The organism is Candidatus Kryptobacter tengchongensis (assembly GCF_001458555.1).
Lineage (GTDB): Bacteria > Bacteroidota > Ignavibacteria > Kryptoniales > Kryptoniaceae > Kryptonium > Kryptonium tengchongense.
In genome coordinates, this window is sequence record NZ_CZVH01000033.1 from 1 (window position 1) to 17,544 (window position 17,544).

Annotated in this window: 15 protein-coding genes; 4 read left to right on the forward strand and 11 right to left on the reverse strand. The window is 36.9% G+C overall.

Going from position 1 to position 17,544, the window contains the following annotated elements:
* Positions 1–1,920: S9 family peptidase (locus AT685_RS03160; RefSeq protein ID WP_072151521.1), on the reverse strand; the 1,920-nt coding region annotated here is incomplete at its 3' end.
* A gap of 369 nt (positions 1,921–2,289) precedes the next feature.
* Here AT685_RS03160 and aroF point away from each other — a divergent pair.
* From aroF to AT685_RS03175, 3 genes are read left to right on the forward strand one after another with little or no spacing between them, the layout of a single operon-like run.
* Positions 2,290–3,312 carry a 3-deoxy-7-phosphoheptulonate synthase gene (gene aroF / locus AT685_RS03165; RefSeq protein WP_072150570.1) on the forward strand — a complete coding sequence of 341 codons (1,023 nt, stop codon included), beginning with the start codon at positions 2,290–2,292 and terminating at the stop codon, positions 3,310–3,312.
* Between the two features lie 4 nt (positions 3,313–3,316).
* On the forward strand, positions 3,317–4,405 hold the full coding sequence (locus AT685_RS03170) for a prephenate dehydrogenase (RefSeq protein ID WP_072151522.1): 1,089 nt from the start codon (positions 3,317–3,319) through the stop codon (positions 4,403–4,405).
* A complete protein-coding gene (locus AT685_RS03175; RefSeq protein ID WP_072151523.1) occupies positions 4,402–4,995 on the forward strand; it encodes an AAA family ATPase in 594 nt (197 codons plus the stop codon). The genes AT685_RS03170 and AT685_RS03175 overlap by 4 nt, the downstream gene beginning before the upstream one ends.
* Here the strand turns inward: AT685_RS03175 and AT685_RS03180 are convergent.
* The 9 genes from AT685_RS03180 to AT685_RS03220 all read right to left on the reverse strand — a co-directional run bounded on the left by AT685_RS03180 (position 4,962) and on the right by AT685_RS03220 (position 15,819).
* The gene (locus tag AT685_RS03180) at positions 4,962–5,804 is read right to left on the reverse strand and encodes a hypothetical protein (RefSeq protein WP_072151524.1); all 843 of its coding nucleotides are present in this window, start codon (positions 5,802–5,804) and stop codon (positions 4,962–4,964) included. The genes AT685_RS03175 and AT685_RS03180 overlap by 34 nt on opposite strands.
* Before the next feature lie 51 nt (positions 5,805–5,855).
* Positions 5,856–6,308, reverse strand: coding sequence for a TPM domain-containing protein (locus tag AT685_RS03185; RefSeq protein WP_072151525.1), 453 nt, complete (start codon positions 6,306–6,308; stop codon positions 5,856–5,858).
* A gap of 45 nt (positions 6,309–6,353) precedes the next feature.
* Complete coding sequence (locus AT685_RS03190; protein WP_072151526.1) at positions 6,354–7,130, reverse strand: TPM domain-containing protein; 777 nt, start codon at positions 7,128–7,130, stop codon at positions 6,354–6,356.
* A gap of 63 nt (positions 7,131–7,193) precedes the next feature.
* Positions 7,194–9,485: a phosphate acetyltransferase gene (pta, locus tag AT685_RS03195; protein WP_072151527.1), complete on the reverse strand. Its 2,292-nt coding sequence runs from the start codon at positions 9,483–9,485 to the stop codon at positions 7,194–7,196.
* Positions 9,486–9,756: 271 nt separating this feature from the next.
* Positions 9,757–11,997, reverse strand: coding sequence for a T9SS type A sorting domain-containing protein (locus tag AT685_RS08540; protein WP_234696225.1), 2,241 nt, complete (start codon positions 11,995–11,997; stop codon positions 9,757–9,759).
* Between the two features lie 72 nt (positions 11,998–12,069).
* Positions 12,070–13,314, reverse strand: coding sequence for an imidazolonepropionase (gene hutI / locus AT685_RS03205; protein WP_072151529.1), 1,245 nt, complete (start codon positions 13,312–13,314; stop codon positions 12,070–12,072).
* Positions 13,311–13,529, reverse strand: coding sequence for a DUF5320 family protein (locus tag AT685_RS03210; protein WP_072151530.1), 219 nt, complete (start codon positions 13,527–13,529; stop codon positions 13,311–13,313). Before AT685_RS03210 ends, hutI begins: the two co-directional genes overlap by 4 nt.
* An 18-nt stretch (positions 13,530–13,547) precedes the next feature.
* The gene (locus AT685_RS03215; RefSeq protein WP_072151531.1) at positions 13,548–14,456 is read right to left on the reverse strand and encodes a TIGR01777 family oxidoreductase; all 909 of its coding nucleotides are present in this window, start codon (positions 14,454–14,456) and stop codon (positions 13,548–13,550) included.
* Between the two features lie 19 nt (positions 14,457–14,475).
* Entirely contained in the window at positions 14,476–15,819 is a 1,344-nt protein-coding gene (locus AT685_RS03220) for a glycine--tRNA ligase (RefSeq protein WP_081040560.1), read from the reverse strand.
* A 140-nt stretch (positions 15,820–15,959) separates the two neighbouring features.
* Between AT685_RS03220 and AT685_RS03225 the strand changes: the two genes are divergently transcribed.
* Entirely contained in the window at positions 15,960–17,195 is a 1,236-nt protein-coding gene (locus AT685_RS03225; protein WP_072151532.1) for a TldD/PmbA family protein, read from the forward strand.
* Here the strand turns inward: AT685_RS03225 and AT685_RS03230 are convergent.
* On the reverse strand, positions 17,158–17,544 hold a 387-nt coding region (locus AT685_RS03230), incomplete at its 5' end, for a YkvA family protein (protein WP_234696226.1). The genes AT685_RS03225 and AT685_RS03230 overlap by 38 nt on opposite strands.

The window sequence follows — 17,544 nt, forward strand, 5'->3', positions numbered from 1 at the left end:
CAATTGCACCAAGGACAGTTCTTGTAACCCCTGACTTACATCAACCCTATAATCAAGTTGACCATGAATTACAAGTGTTGGGGTTTTAAAATTCTTAACATAATAACTTGGCGACCATTTTTTATATTGTTCAGGATTTGTCCAGGGAGTTCCTTTAAATTCCCATTCCGGAAACCATAACTCTTCCGTTGAGCCATACATACTTTGAAGATCAAAAACACCAGCATGGGAAACAAGACATTTGAAAATTCCCTTATCGTTGTGTCCGGCGATCCAATTTATCATATATCCACCATAAGAAGCTCCGGCTGCTCCAATTCTATGTTTATCAATGAAATCAAAATTTTTCACAACATAATCAACTCCCTTCATTAAATCTTCAAAAACTTTGCCACCCCAATCACCGCTTATCTCATCCGTGAACTTTTGCCCATAGCCAGTTGAACCTCGTGGATTTATCATTACAACAACATAACCACGAGAGGCAAACATTTGAGCATTCCACCTATAATGGAAATTATCTGCCCACATAGATTGAGGTCCACCATGGATTAAGAAAACAGCTGGATATTTCTTTCCAGGTTCAAAAAACGGCGGTTTTAAGATAAACCCATGAACCTTCGTTCCACCAGCACCTGAAAACCAAAAATCTTCAAGTGAATTCATCTCAAGTTGCGCAATGAGCGAATCATTATGGTGAGTCAGCTGAATTGTTTCAAAGTTTGTAAGATCAAGACGATAAATCTCCGCTGGCTTGTTAATTGATTCCCTCTTGAAAATCAAAAATCGTCCATCAGGCGTAATTGAAATTTCCGTGTTATAACTTTTCCTCGTTATTTGTTCAATTTTCCCAGTTTTAACCTCAATCTTATAAATTGAGTTATATCCTTGATCCTCTGCAGTGAAGAATATAAACTTACCATCAGGAGACCAAATAACTTCTTCAACAGAACGATCAAAATTTTCGGTTAAATTAATTATATTTCCCGTTTCCCTATCATAAAGCATCAATCTATATCTATCAGATTCAAAGCCTGCTCTAAACTGAGCTCTATACGCAATGTATTTTCCATCTGGTGAATAAGTTGGCTGATTATCATTCGCTTTATTTATTGTGATTTTCTTTATTTTTCCCCCTTTTGGTGTTGTGATGAAAAGGTCATTATTGGTACTTATAGCGATCATGGTATCAACATTTCTGACAAAGCAAATTTCCTTACCATCTGGAGAAAAAGCATAATCAATTTTTCCGCCAAGATCTATCGGAGGCGTATCATAATCCCCAGGCGTTATATCAATAACTTCTCCAGTGTTAAGCTCAACTGTGAAAAGGTGACTCCTTTTATCATCAATCCATCTATTCCAAATTCTAAATGGCAGTTTTATAAAAAGTTTTGCTTTTACTTTGCTTAATTCTTTATCTTTTTCTCTTTTCAAATTGCAATCATTATCAGGACAATCGGGATAAACCTGAGATACAAAAGCAATATAATTACCATCGGGAGCCCATACGATGCCATCAGCACCAAGTGCTATGTTCGTTATCTTTTTTATCGTCCCTGTTTCAAGTTCCATGACATAAACTTGGGCTTCCCCATCCCGAGTTGATATAAAAGCAAGTTTTTTACCATCAGGAGACCAAGCCGGCGAATAGTTTGATCCTTCAGATTTTGTTAATTGTTTAACCTCTTTCCCATCAATTGAAACAAGATAAATATCCCTTTGACCCTTGTTCTCTTCCATGCTATAGGATGTAACAACATAAGCTATCCACCTACCATCAGGCGAAACTGTAAGGTTTGAAATTCTCTTCATTGCCCAGAGGTCATCTACGGTTATAGCTCTTTTTTGAGGGTAAACCGAAAGGGTGCCAAAGACTATAAGTAGAGAAACGATCACGAGGTAAATTTTTCTTAACATGGCTTAAGATGGGTTTTGTTTTTAAAGCCAGATAAATTTTAATCAAAATTGAAAATTAAATCAAAGTTTTTCCTTGCAAAATGAGCGTAAAATTTATATATTTCAACTAAAGAAAACCTGAGAGGTGAAAATTTAAAATGGTTCAATTAAGACAAAGCGATACAGGTTTAAATACCGCAAACCTCATTATGTATCAGATTTCCTTCCGAGTTTGTTTTTATGCCCGCTATTTTGCCCAGTGGTGGCGCAACCACTGGGCTTGAGATAAATTCCAACCATTACAGCTACTTTCCAACATTTTCCCAGAAATTGCCAAATTATCTTTTTTTAAGTAATTTTTTAAACAAAAAATTATGGAGGTGAAAGAACATGATAGTTGTTATGGAACCTGATGCAACCGAGGAACAAATTCAAAATGTCATAAAAATCTTAAATGAATATGGCTTTGATGTCCATCGCTCTACAGGGGTTACAAGAACTGTCCTTGGTGCAATTGGCGTAAAACCAGAATTTGATCACCGAAATATTCAGCTTCTACCTGGCGTTGCTGAGGTCTATAGAATAACAGAACCATATAAATTAGCAAACCGTGCCTTTAAACACGAAGGAACAATTATAGACATAAATGGGGTAAAAATAGGTAGCAACATTGAAGAAATCGTGATTATGGCTGGTCCCTGTGCCGTTGAAAGCGAAGAACAGATATTTACAATAGCAAAACATGTAGCTGAAAATGGAGCTAAAATATTGCGAGGCGGGGCTTTTAAACCAAGAACCTCACCATATTCATTCCAAGGACTTGGTGAGGAAGGTTTAAAACTTTTAAGGTCAGCTGCTGATGAATATGGCTTGCTTGTTATAACTGAAGTCCTTGATACAAAAGATATACCTTTGGTCGCAAAATATGCTGATATACTTCAAGTTGGTGCAAGAAATATGCAAAACTTTGCCCTTTTAAAAGAGCTTGGCAAAATTGACAAACCAGTGATGTTGAAAAGAGGAATGGCTGCAACAATTGAAGAATGGCTTATGGCTGCTGAATATATACTTGCCGGTGGAAACCACAATGTAATACTATGCGAAAGAGGTATAAGAACTTTTGAAACATCAACAAGAAATACACTTGACATAAACGCCATTCCCGTTATTCACAAAAAAAGCCATCTACCAATAGTTGTTGATCCATCACACGCAACTGGAATAAGAGATAAAGTTATTCCCATAGCAAGGGCTGCAATTGCCGCTGGAGCTGATGGTTTAATTGTTGAAGTGCATAATCAACCCGAAAAGGCAAAATCCGATGGACCCCAATCACTATACCTTGACCAATTCACACAGCTTATGAAAGAAATAAAAAAAATAGCGGAAGCAATAGGAAGAAAAATTTTATAAACCTATGTTCAACAAAATTTCAATTATTGGAACCGGTTTAATCGGAGGCTCAATAGCTCTTTCATTGAAACAATCAAAAGAACATAATTTCACAATCACTGGATTTGATATTGATCCTCGTTCACTTGATCTCGCTTTTGAGATCGGAGCGATTGATAAAAAAACTGATTCAATTGAAGAAGCAGTAAAAGATGCAGAAGTGGTTTTCTTGTGCACGCCGGTTAAAGAAATTCTGAAGTTAATTCATACAGTGTCAAGTTATGCAAGAGCAGGAACAATAATAACCGATGTTGGAAGTGTAAAAAAAATTGTCCTAAAAGAAGCGGAAAAAATTAAAAAAGATGTTTATTTCATCGGCGGTCACCCTATGGCTGGATCGGAAAGAAGAGGTATAACTTCAGCTGACCCATTCCTTTTTGAAAACGCTGTATATGTGCTATGCCCAAGTTTCAATGTCCCAATAAAGATGGTAAATGAATTTATTGAATTAATAAAGTTAACAGGGGCAAATATAATACTACTTGACCCCGAAATTCACGATAGGATAGCAGGATATATAAGTCATCTCCCTCAATTAATTGCTGTTTTACTTGTCAATACAGCTGGAAGCATGGGAACAGATTACTTATCTTTATCTGGCGGTGGCTTTAAAGATTTAACACGAATCGCGTCAAGTCAGTTTGAAATATGGCGTGATATAATTTACTTCAACAAAGAAAAAATAATTGAAGCACTTGATAATTTTATCAATGGACTTAACAGATATAGGGATCTTATCAAATCCGATAGAATAGATGATTTCAAATCAGAATTTGACAATGCTTTTAAATTAAGAAACGAGATACCATCAAGCCGAAAGGGCTTCATAAATGTTTTGCACGATGTGTTCATAATGGTTGAAGATAAACCCGGTGTTTTAAGCAAAATTTCAACAGCGTTGTATCAAGGTGGATTGAATATAAAAGACATTGAACTTTTGCGAGTGAGGGAAGGTATAGGTGGGACATTTCGTCTTTCCTTTGGAAGCGAAAAAGATGCTCAAAAAGCAATTGAAATAATAACAGAACTTGGCTATAAAGTTTTCACAAGATGATAGAAAAAATTTTCAACATATTCAAAAGAAAAAACGAACAAAAAGAGACACTTAAGATAAAAATAAATCCACGAACACTTGTAGTTTTATGTGGGGTTGCAGGAAGCGGGAAATCAACATTTGCAAAGAAATTTTTTAAACGAACTCAAATTGTTTCCTCCGACCATTGTAGGGCTTTGATTTCAGATAATCCAGCAAATCAAGCGGTGTCAAAACATGCATTTGACCTTTTCTATTTCATAATTGAGAAAAGATTACTTGTTGGAAGATTAACAGTTGCAGATGCAACATCCCTTTCAAAAGAAACAAGGCGACAGTTGATTGAAATAGGAAGAAAGTACGGTTTTAAAATAGCAATAATCATTTTTGATATCCCGCTTGAAATTTGCATAGAAAGAGATAAGAAAAGACCAAGGAAAGTCGGCGAACAAGTTATAAGAAATCAATACATAAATTTCCTTGAAGCAAAAAAATCAATACCGACAGAAGGATTTGATGAAATTTTCATTCTAAACGAAGAAACACTTGATACAGCGGTTGTTGAAATAATTCCCACCTATGTTACACCAAATAACTCAGCAAGTTTATGATTTTTTCTTAACAGAATGATTAAAAAATTTTGCATTGAATAAACCTCAACCGCAAAAGCAGGAAACCCAAGAAATCCTAAAAGTGGCATTTCAAAAACTTTTGGACCAGCAAACGGAATTGGAACAGTATAAATCCATTTACCGATAGCCCAATAGTTCCAAAATTCCCACAACACACCACATATCAAACCTGAAAGAAAAAGAGAAAATAGCGTTGTCAATTTCCCCTTTTCAAATTCATTAAACAAGCTCTCGCCACCAAGTTTATAATTTACCGGCTCAAGAAGAAATGCAAAACCCATCCAAACAAAGGCAAAAAGATAAGAAGCTATTTCAGAGGGCAAAATTAAAGGAATTACAAGAAAAAGTAAGCCAAGGATAAAATAAACTGTTAATTTTTTGTCTGAAGCTGAAGAAGGTTTTTTATTGATTTTTTCAAAAATCGGTTTAACAAGTTGATTCGTCTCAAGTATTGCTGGAAAAATAGTTGCGAAAGACCAGACATAACCGATTGTCCTCGCAAATGCACTTTCTGGCAGTCCGACATAATACCAATTTTTGAGATGAAAATTATAAGCCTCAAAAACCAACCAACAAATCACAGACCAAGGCAACATGATCAAAAACTCCCCAAAGCGACTCTTAATTAACGAGTTACCATAAAGTTTAAAATTTAACGCATCAACAAAAAGAATATATCCAGTCCACACAATTGGAGTAAAATAAATCCCGATGATCTTAACATTTAAAAAAAGCAAAAATTCAGCGATGAAAATTATAAGAATACCAACATATCCATAGAATGGCATAGCCCATATGGCTTTATTTCTTTTGAATGAATAACAGTTAATTTCTTATCTTCATCTAATCTCAACTTCATTTGATAACTCATTTCTATCATCAGGTTTTATCGGAAAATTTTGAGATAAAATTTTCCCAATCTCATCAAGACCATCAATTATTCCATCAAGATATTTGCCCTGTTTAAATTTCTCGGCTATTTTATCAGCGATCTTTTGCCAAGTTTCGTTTTCAACCTTGTCATTTATCCCCTTATCCGCCACTATCTGAAGCTTCTTTTCGGAAAGAAGTATATAAACAAGCACACCTGTTCCATCTTTAGTTTTGTCCATGCCAAGCCGATAAAATTCTCTTAAAGCCATATCAAAAATGGAAAGCTTTTTCTCCATCAAACTCCTTTTCTCTCTAATTGAAACCCTGATTTCTCCACTTGTATTCTTCTCAATTTCCGAAATTTTATCAGAAATTTTTCTCAAATCATCCCTGCTAAATATATCTCTAACCGTCAACATATGTGGTAGAAATTTATTTTCAAGCTTAAAAACGTTTTTTAACCTTCACCAGCTACTGCTTGCTCCTCCACCTCCAAAGCTTCCACCACCTCCAGACCATCCACCTCCTCCAAAACCTCCGCTACTCCATCCGCCCCAACTTCCACCGCTTTTTCTCCTTTCGCTCATTGAACCTAACAACCAAAGCCAAAACAAAGTTGAATCATATCCACCCGAACGAATTGAGTAATGCCTTACATTTCTCATCATAGTGCCAAAAATTGCCAGCACAACAAATACAATTATGATAAGAATGAGGATTGTCCCAAGTTTTATTTCAGTTCTCCTTCTGGGATCTGCTTTAAACTCACCTTTTGTTGCAGAAATTACAGCATCAATCCCTGCATCTATCCCACCGTAGTAATCTCCCTGCCTAAACCTTGGGCGAACGATATTCCTTAAAATTTGATCACACAACGCATCTGGTAATGCGCCCTCAAGACCATATCCAACCTCAAGTCGCATCTTTCTGTCTTGAATTGCTATCAGAAAAAGAACTCCGTTATCTTTTCCAGCTTGACCAAGTTTATTTTTCTCAACAACTTTAATTGAGAAATCTTCAAGGTCCTCCCCTTCAAGCGATGGGATTATCAAGACAGCAATTTGATTTGTCGTTTCCTCTTCAAACTTTGCAAGTTTATATTCAATTTCATTTGCTTGCTGGGGGGTTAAAACCCCAGCAAGGTCTGTCACTCGTCGTGTTAACTTTGGAACTTCAATCTCAGCGTAAACAAATGTAAAAAATAAACAATAAAGCACCACTGCTAAAAATAATCTCCTCACTTGTCAGAACCATCTTAATTTTAAAATCGTTCAGGCAACCCAAGCTTATTTAAAGTCTAAAATTTATCTTCTTCCATCAACTCTTTCTTTTTCAATTGCTTCTGCAACTGCGATAGCTGCCATGTTAACTATTTCACTTACCTCAGCTCCGGTCTGCAAAACATGGACTGGTTTCTTCATTCCCATAAGAATTGGACCAATTACATCAGCACCACCAATTCTATAAACAAGCTTATAAGCGATGTTTGCAGAGTTAAGATCCGGGAATATCAAAACATTTGCAGGACCTTTGCCTTTCAAGGTTGAGAACGGATACATTTCTTCAATTATTTCAGGCACCACAGCTGTATCCGCCTGCATTTCTCCATCCACTATAAGATCAGGCGCCTTTTGTCTAATGATCTCAACAGCTTTCTTGACTTTTAATGAGTATTGATTTTCCGTGCTTCCAAAATTGCTAAACGAAAGCAAAGCCACAACTGGTTCTATATTAAATCTTCTGGCTGTTTCAGCTGAGGCGATTGCTATCTCTGCAAGCTCCTCAGGGGTTGGGTCAATGTTTACGGTTGTATCTGCAAAGAAGAAGGTTCCTTTCTTAGTTATCATAATGTAAAGCCCAGAAACGCGCGTAAATCTCTCATCCATTCTTATAATTTGAAGCGCTGGACGAATTGTATCTGGATAGTGTGAAGTTAGACCCGAAATCAACCCATCAGCATCTCCCATTCTAACCATCATTGAGCCGAAATAATTCGGCAGGGTCATGATTTTCCGCGCTTCCTTCAAAGTTACACCTTTACGCTGGCGCAAACGATAATATTCCTCAACATATTCATCAAACCTTGGATATTTCAATGGCTCAATAATTTTAATATCCTTTAAACTAAGCTTGTTTTCTTCTATCTTTTGCCTGATCACACTTTCTGAACCAATCAAGATTGGCTTTGCAATTCCCTCATCAATTAAAATTTGGCTTGCCTTCAAAATTTTTATTTCCTCTCCCTCAGGGAAAACAATTCGCTTCGGATTTTTCTTGGCGATTGCAAAAATTGGTCTCATAATTTCACGAGATATGCCAAGGCGAACTTCAAGTTGGTGCTTGTATTCTTCCCAATCGGTTATTTTAATTCTTGCAACCCCGCTTTCAATCGCAGCTTTTGCAACTGCCGGGGCAACCCAAGTTAAAACTCGTGGATCAAATGGTTTCGGTATTATGTAATTCCTCCCGAATTCAAGCTTTTCACCTCCATAAGCACGGATGACCGAATCAGGAACATCCTGTTTGGCAAGTTGCGCAAGTGCACGAGCAGCTGCAAGTTTCATCTCCTCATTTATCGCCTTTGCTCTCACATCAAGTGCTCCCCTGAAAATAAACGGAAAACCAAGAACATTGTTAACTTGATTCGGATAATCTGATCTACCCGTTGCCATTATTATATCATCGCGAGCCTCAGTTGCATCTTCGTAACTTATCTCTGGGTCTGGATTTGCCATTGCAAAGACAATGGGGTTGTCAGCCATTGTTTTCAACATTTCTTTGGTCACAACATTTCCAACCGATAAACCCACAAATACATCCGCTCCAACGAGAGCATCTTTTAAGGTTGCACCATCCCCAAACCTGTCAGTGGCAAATTCCTCTTTATATGGATTCATATCTTCCTTCCTTCCCTTATAAATAACACCTTTCCTATCGCACATGACTATGTTTTCCTTTTTAACTCCAAGGAGAACATAAAATTTTGCACATGCTATAGCTGATGCCCCAGCACCGTTGAATACTACTTTAACCTCATCAATCTTTTTGCCAGCAAGTTCAAGCGCATTCAAAAGAGCAGCTCCACTTATGATCGCAGTTCCATGTTGGTCATCATGAAAAACTGGAATGCTCATCCTCTTTTTCAATTCTTCCTCAATGTAAAAACATTCTGGAGCCTTGATATCCTCAAGATTGATTCCCCCAAAAGTTGGTTCAAGAGCTGCTATTATCTCAATTAACTTATCAGGGTCTTTTTCATTGATTTCAATATCAATCGCATCAATGTCTGCAAATCTTTTGAACAAAACCGACTTTCCTTCCATCACAGGCTTTCCAGCAAGTGCTCCTATATCACCAAGTCCAAGCACCGCAGTACCATTTGAGATAACAGCAACAAAATTCCCTTTCATTGTATATTCATATGCGAGCTCTGGATTTTTATGGATTTCTCTACACGGTTCGGCAACCCCTGGGGTGTAAGCAAGAGACAAATCTCTTTGTGTTAAACATGGTTTTGATGGTATGATTTCAAGTTTTCCTTTCCTCCCCCGACTATGATATTCAAGGGCTTCTTCCCGACGAATTTTAACTCCCATGATAGGTCCTCCCTGAAAAATTTGTTTTAAATTTTTTTAACGAAGGTGAGCCAGGTGCTTTTGAAAGGCAAAGTATGTTTGAAAATTTTTGCATAAGAATAAATAGGTTATTTAATCTTCTCAAATTTAATTTACCAAAATAAAAGAAAATAGGCAAGGAGCGAAGGAATAAAACGAGTTCAGCCCTTGACAGGATAAAAAATAAAAATGGGTAGCCACAGGTTTAACCCTGTAACTACCCAAATTTTATTCACTAATTTAAGATATTTCCTTACTTGACAAGCATCATCTTCTTTACATCAACATATCTTCCCGCTTCAAGTTTATAGAAATACACACCACTTGGTAAACCACTCGCATCAAACTTAACATTGTATCTTCCAGCTTCCTGTAGCTCATTCACAAGTATAGCAACTTCTTGACCAAGAACATTATAAACTATAAGTTTCACATTCGCCCGCATCGGAATATCATAAGTTATCGTCGTCGTTGGGTTAAATGGATTTGGATAGTTTTGATACAAAGTGAAACTCGCTGGAATTCCAACGGTTTCGTCCTTTTCAACTTTGGTAAATGTACCAACAAAATTGCCAGTTACAGGATCAATAAATACAATAAGTGCTTTCTCTCTCCCCGTCGTGACATCAATTCCATTATATATTGCATGGAAATAAATTTTAGTTGTATCTATAGATTGAGAATAAAGATATCCGCCCCCAGTATACTGATACAAATTCCTGAAAGCAGATCCACCGTTTGCTTCGGCAACGGCTGCAAGGGTATCACTATCTTTGTAATTCATAAGTTGCAAAGGCTTATTTAATGGTGTTAAATCTGATATATCAAAAAACGAAGTGTCAACCCAAGCCAAACCTAAAGAAACCCAAACACTAAACTTACCCACGCTGTTACTTTTATAACCATAGTTCCAGATAAGGCATTTCCCATCAACAAGCGTATCATCATCCTCAAATCCCAAAACATACACAAGTTGTGCATCGTTTGCTCTATTCATTGCTAAATTATCAACAACCTCAAATTTCTCCTTTGCAGTTACAGGTTTAAACGAAATCTCAAACTTTTTAACTAATCTACCATCTGAGGGATTAAGATAAACAGCTAAAAATCCCCTGAGATTAAAACTAGTATCAGTCTTAAAATATACAATCCTCCAGTATGGATTTACTGTATCAGGCGGATCAAAATCATCACCTGAATAATTTCTCAAGTCATACATAACAGATGTTATCGTATTGGGCTCATTCCTGAAAGCATATCCACCATTAGCTTCGGCGCTATCAAATACAACATCGCTATCAATAAATCTTGTTGGTAAATCAACAAGTGGTCTTGGGGGTGTTGAAACAGTGTCAAGTGAGAGTCCCATAAATGCATTTGCCCAAACAGAAACATATTTATCTTTTGAAGGCGAATAAAAAATATAGGTAGCAAAATATACCTTTCCATCAAGTGTGTCGCCTGGAACTTCAATTCCTTCAAAAGTTTGGATCCCTCTTAATCTCACATCGCTTGCATAACTTTTAGCAAGCACTGTAACTGTGTCAAGGATTTGTTTTACCGTAAACGGTCTTATCTGAAAAACTCCACTTAAATTTAAACCTGAAACATCGCCACCGCTAACGGTAATTGGATCGGGTTGATCATCTCCATTTGCGTCATAAAACATGAGCAAATCACCGGTTGGATCGAATATCCCATCTCGCTGTGTATCAAAAGCAGCAAACAAATAGTATGTCCCATCGCGAACATATCGTATCTCAAATGAAAAATCAGAATTAACATTAGCAGCGTATTTTACATTTACATTCTCTTGGGCAAGTGGATTCCCATCAAGCAATGCAACTACACCAACATTAGGATCAACGCTCAAAAACTTAAACGGATTCAAATCTTGTAATTTGAGATCAAACGAAAGCGAGTTAGATTTCCTCAAAATTTTAACCTCATTGCCCTGAGATAAAATTTGACCTATCGTCCTTGATAGATCAACCTTTAAATTAGGTACATTAAATTGTGAAATCCCTGTAAATGATGATATACGCGGTGAAGGTGGTGTTATAGTCCCTCTTACGCTTCGCTGACCTATAGTTGATGCGGTCGTAAAGTTTACAACATACGGCTTTTCAAGCATTATTCCAGTTATTGAATAAGCACCAAATAAAATAATACAATAATCCGTATTTGGAGCAAGTGTAAACCACGCTCCAATGGTATCCGTACGTAAAGGAACATATGGCTGAACAAATTGAATTGAATCGCGTGGGTCAAACGCTAAAAAACTTAAAAATGGGAGAAAGGGACCCGCTTCACCAAAATTAAGATTTACATCAACTTGATCAGAAAACACAAATTTAATTAAAACGGGAGTTGGTAATGAAGGAACACTATAATCCCCATTATTTGGGTATGAACTTTTCACCCGAAAGCCTTGTGAATATACTGAAATTGTAAAGATGAAAACCAAGATTGACAGAAAAATTAGCCAGCGCATGATTCCCTCTAAATTAGTTTTTAACTCACAATTTAAGTTAAGTATTTTAAGTAAAGGTCAAAGTGATTCATGTCACATTTTCCGGTACTTTAAAATGCCCCCGCCAAAAACAATCCAAGTATGATTTTCACCGAAAAAATATGGTATCATTCTATAATCTGGGACATCAAAAATTACGAGATCCGCCCTTTTACCCACCTCAATACTTCCTGTTATATCTGAAATCCCAATTGCGCCAGCTGAGTTTAATGTTGATGCAGTTATTGCTTCCTCTATCGTCATCCTCATTTGAGTGCAGGCGATCGTCATCATAAGTTGCATATTTAAACTCATACACGATCCCGGGTTAAAATCCGTTGCAATTGCAACAGGGACACCTGAGTCAATTAATTTTCTTGCGGGTGGATACTTATAGTTTAAAAAGAAAGAAACCCCGGGGAGTAAAACCGCTATTGAATTTGTCCTTGATAAAAGATCAATATCTTCATCATTTATATTTTCAAGGTGATCAATTGAAATAGCCTCAACTTTAACTCCAACCTTAACACCGCCATAATTTGAAAATTGCTCCGCATGAATTTTAGGCAGGAGTCCATAGCTTTTACCTGCGGTTAAAATTTTTTCAGAATCCTCGGCAGTAAAATATCCTATTTCACAAAACACATCGCAAAATTTTGCAAGTTTCCTTTTTGATATCTCTGGGATAAGCTTATCTACTAAAAACTTAACATAATCATCTTTTCTATCCTTAAACTCTGGTGGTACTGCATGAGCTCCAAGGAAAGTTGGAACCGTGAAGATAGGTTTTTCATTCAATTCATTTACAACCTCAAGAACTTTGATCTCATCTTCAAGATTCAATCCATACCCACTTTTTATCTCTATGGTTGTTGTTCCATTTGCAAGAGCTTTGGTTGCATAAATTTGAGAAATTTTTAAAAGTTCATCCTTTGATAAATTTCTCGTCTTTTGAACGGTGCTTAAAATCCCACCGCCCATCTCAGCAATTTGCTGATATGTAAAACCCTTTATCCTTAAATTAAACTCATCCTCACGCGTTCCCCCAAATACAAGATGTGTATGTGAGTCAACAAATCCAGGCAGAACAACTTTTCCAGTAGCGTCAATGATTTCAACTTCGCCATATAAACCAAAATTAAAATCAACAGCTCTCCCAACCCATTCAATTTTACCATCTTTAATTAAAACACTCCCCTTTTCAACGACGAAAATTTCACTTTGTTTTTCCCCGCGTTTAAATCTTTTCCCAAATGATGCGACTGTGACAACTTGATTAGCGTTATGAATTAAAATCATTTTTCACCTTCTCTTTTCAACCTATCAATTTCTCTGTTAACTTCTTCAAGCTCTTCTTCAAGCTGTTTTTTGTAATCTTCAAGCATCTCAATATATTCTTCACGAGTTATATATGGGCGGAATCCCGTCCAAAATGTCTCAAACGGGGGAAAACCAAATCCAAACCAAAATCCTCCGAATCTACGCCCAAATCCTTTACCTCTACCCCACCACATGGCTAACTTAAGAGATTTTTATTTTTCAAATAAACTTTTTAAAGCAGTCTCAATATCTGAATACTTAAACTCAAATCCTGCTTCAATCAACCTTTCCGGTTTAACCCTCTGGCTTGCTGTAAGAGCAATTTCGGTCAGCTCCTTGCCAAATAAAATTTTCAAACCAAATTTTGGAACTGGAAAAAACGAGGGACGATTTAAAACCTTTGCAAATGTTTTTGTGAATTCTTCATTCGTAACTGGATTCGGAGAGACGACATTATAAATACCACGCACATTTTCATTTTCAATTCCAAATTTAACAACACGGGCAAGGTCTTCAATATGGACCCAAGACATCCACATCCTTCCATCAGCAATCTTTCCACCAAGTCCAAGCTTAAATAACGGCGTTAATCTAGCAAGAAATCCACCTCCTTCCCCTATGACAATCCCAATCCTTAAAATTATAGTTCTTACTCCAAATTCCTCTGCTTTTTTAGCTTCACCTTCCCAATCTTTGCATAGCTGTGCTAAAAAATCATCCCCCGCTTCTGAATTTTCCGTCAAAATTTCATCTCTTTTACTCCCATAAAAACCAATTGCAGATGCAGATATAAAAATTTTCCCCGCAGGATTTATCTTTGAAAACGCATCAACTATTTTTCTGGTTGAGTTTATTCGTGAACTTCTCAATCTTTCTTTAACCCTTTTTGTCCATCTTTGTGAAATGGTCTCTCCAACCAAATTTATGATAACATCTGAACGTTGAGCTACATCAACGGGGAAATCTTCAAAATCTGGATTCCAGCTGAAACCTTCAAAGGCTTTTAATCTTTCGGGGTTTCTGCTTGAGATTAAAATTTTATGTCCATCTTTTGAAAGGAAATTTGCAACATAACTTCCGATAAATCCCGTGCCTCCAGCAATTGTAATAGTCTTGCTCATTTTAACCCAAATTTAAGTTTTAGAAAACGATTTTCTCCCTTAAAAAGTCAAGCACTTCATTTTTATGAATTCTTTCCTGTTTCATTGTATCTCTGTCCCTTACTGTTACAGTTCCATCTTGAAGTGTTTGCGAATCAACTGTGAAACAGAAGGGAGTTCCAATTTCATCTTGCCTTCTATATCTTCTCCCGATTGAACCACTGTCATCATAGAAAACTTTAAAGTGTGGTTTCAACGATTTATAAATTTCAAATGCGATCTCTGGCATATTTTCTCTGTTGACAAGAGGTAAAACAGCTGCTTTTATCGGGGCAAGAAATGGATGCAGACGAAGAACCGTTCTTATTTCTTTACCTGTATCTTCCTCATCGTAAGCATTAACAAGAACTGCAAGCAAAGTTCTATCGCATCCAGCAGATGTTTCAATTATATATGGGATATATTTTTGCCCTATCTCGTCATCATAATAGCTTAAATCTTTCCCCGAAAACTGTTGATGCCTTGACAAATCATAATTCGTTCTGTTATGAATCCCTTCAAGTTCTTGCCATCCAAATGGAAATTCAAACTGGATATCATACGCAGCAGTTGCATAATGAGCAAGTTCATCAGGACCATGCTGATGGAAACGAAGTTTTTCGGGCTTTATTCCAATCCTCAAATACCATTTAAATCTTTCCTCACGCCATCTCTCAAACCACTCCATATCCGTGCCGGGGCGGACAAAGTATTGCATTTCCATTTGTTCAAATTCCCTTGTTCTGAAAATGAAATTCCCCGGGGTTATCTCGTTTCTAAATGCTTTCCCTATTTGGGCAATTCCAAAGGGGATCTTTCTTCTCATTGAGACATATACATTTTCAAAATTGACATAAATTCCCTGCGCTGTTTCAGGTCTAAGGTAAACAATATGAGCTTCATCTTCCACGGGACCCATAAATGTTTTAAACATCAGATTAAATTTTCTCGGCTCTGTTAATTCACCACCACATTCAGGGCATTTTTTCAATTTTAAATTCTCTTCTGGGATCTGATCCGCTCTAAAGCGAAGTTTACAAGATTTACAATCAACGAGTGGATCTGTGAAGTTTTCTACATGTCCTGAAGCTTCCCAAACTTTCGGATGCATCAAAATTGCAGCGTCAAGCCCTTCAATATCGTCCCTTTCATAAACCATCGCCTTCCACCACGCCTGCTTTATGTTATTTTTAAGTTCAACCCCAAGCGGACCATAATCCCAACATGCATTAATACCCCCATAAATCTCACTTGATTGAAAGATGAATCCTCTCCTCTTACAAAGCGAAACGAGCTTATCCATCAATTGCGTCTGTGAAGATGCGACTGTGTTCTTTTTGCTCATTTTCTTCCGTTTTTATTTTCATCCGCTGATTTTGTAAAAATTTAACCTTTTGGTGACAAATTTCAAAGTTTTGCGCAAAATTTCTAAATTTAGAAAGGTGAAGCTAAGGTTTTATTCAACACTTAAGCTATAAATGTCAAATGGATATGGAAAAAATCGCAAAATCAATTATCTCTAAGGCAATTCAAAGCGGTGCTGATGAATGTGATGTGTTTATCTCAATAGATGAAGAATTTTCTGCAACGATAAAAGACAGCGAAGTTGAATCCCTTAAGCAAGCGGTAACCCATGGGCTCGGGATAAGAATTTTCAAGGACAGAAAAATAGGTTTTGCATATACAACTAATTTTTCATCCCATATAATTCAAAAGACAATAGATGAGGCGATCTCACTTGCTAAAAATTCAACCCCAGAACCAGATAACCAACTTCCACAAATATATAGCCATGCCCAAACGCAGGTCAAAATTTTTGACCCTGATGTTTTTTCAATAAGCGTTGAACAGAAAATAAAAATTGCAAAAGAGATAGAAGAAATTGCAAAAGCCTTCAACCCAAAGATAAAGGTTGAATCAACAGGATTTGGAAACTTGATTCAAAGAAGGGTAATCGCAAACTCAAACGAATTTTTCGGTGAGTATGAGGGGACAATTTTTGAAATTTATTGCTCCGCCATCGCCTCGGATAACGCCGAAAGTCAAACGGGCTATTATTCATCGGTGAGCAGACTTTTTGAAAGATTGCAAACGCCCGAACATGTAGCAAAAAATGCAAGCATCCGAGCACTTCAGCTATTAATTCCCAAAAAGATTAAAACCGGGAAATACCCCGTGATCTTTGATCCCATGACCGCATCCGCTATAGTAAGTTACATCGCAACGGCAGTAAATGGCAAAAACGCTTATAGAAAAATGAGTTTTCTATCTGATAAAATAGGCGAAAGGGTTGGAAGCGAAATTTTAACAATAGTTGATGATGGATGCCTTGAATTTGGGATTGGTTCAAAACCATTTGATGATGAAGGGATTCAAACAAAGGAAAAAGCGGTCATTGAAAATGGAATCTTGAAAATGTTCCTTCTTGATTCAATCATCGCCAAAAAGTTTTCACTCCCGCCAACTGGAAACGCACACAGAAAATATAACACAATCCCTGCACCATCACCATTAAACTTTTACATTCAACCTGGCTATAAAACACTTGAGGAAATGATATCTGAAATCAATGAAGGTTTGCTCATCACGAAACTTATCCCGGGATTGTTTCTCTGGCGAAGAAGATTCGGGAGGAGAGAAAGAAAAATTAAAATCGGGGCGGGCTTTGCCCGCCCACTATGCTTTAATAATAACGCTCAAGCTCACGGCTTAAATACTTAACAACCATCGCTACGATTCCTATATCGTCAAGAAAACCGACAATTGGTGATAAATCTGGAATTGAATCTATCGGGAGTATAAAATACAGGAGCGCTGATATTGCTATTGCTTTCTTAAAAAATGAAACAGCGGGGTCTTTCATAAATTTATAAAGCGCGATCAAATCACGCTTGAAATTGATATTGCCTTTTAATCTGGCAAGTTTTTGCCAAAAATTTTGCTCAACATATTCAACTTCTCTATCCGTTATATTTTCAGATATTCTTTCAATCTCATTTATTGTGCTCTTCTGAGGTATGTAAATGCTTACATCTTCGCCGATTTGTTCATAGTTTCTCATGGCTGTTTG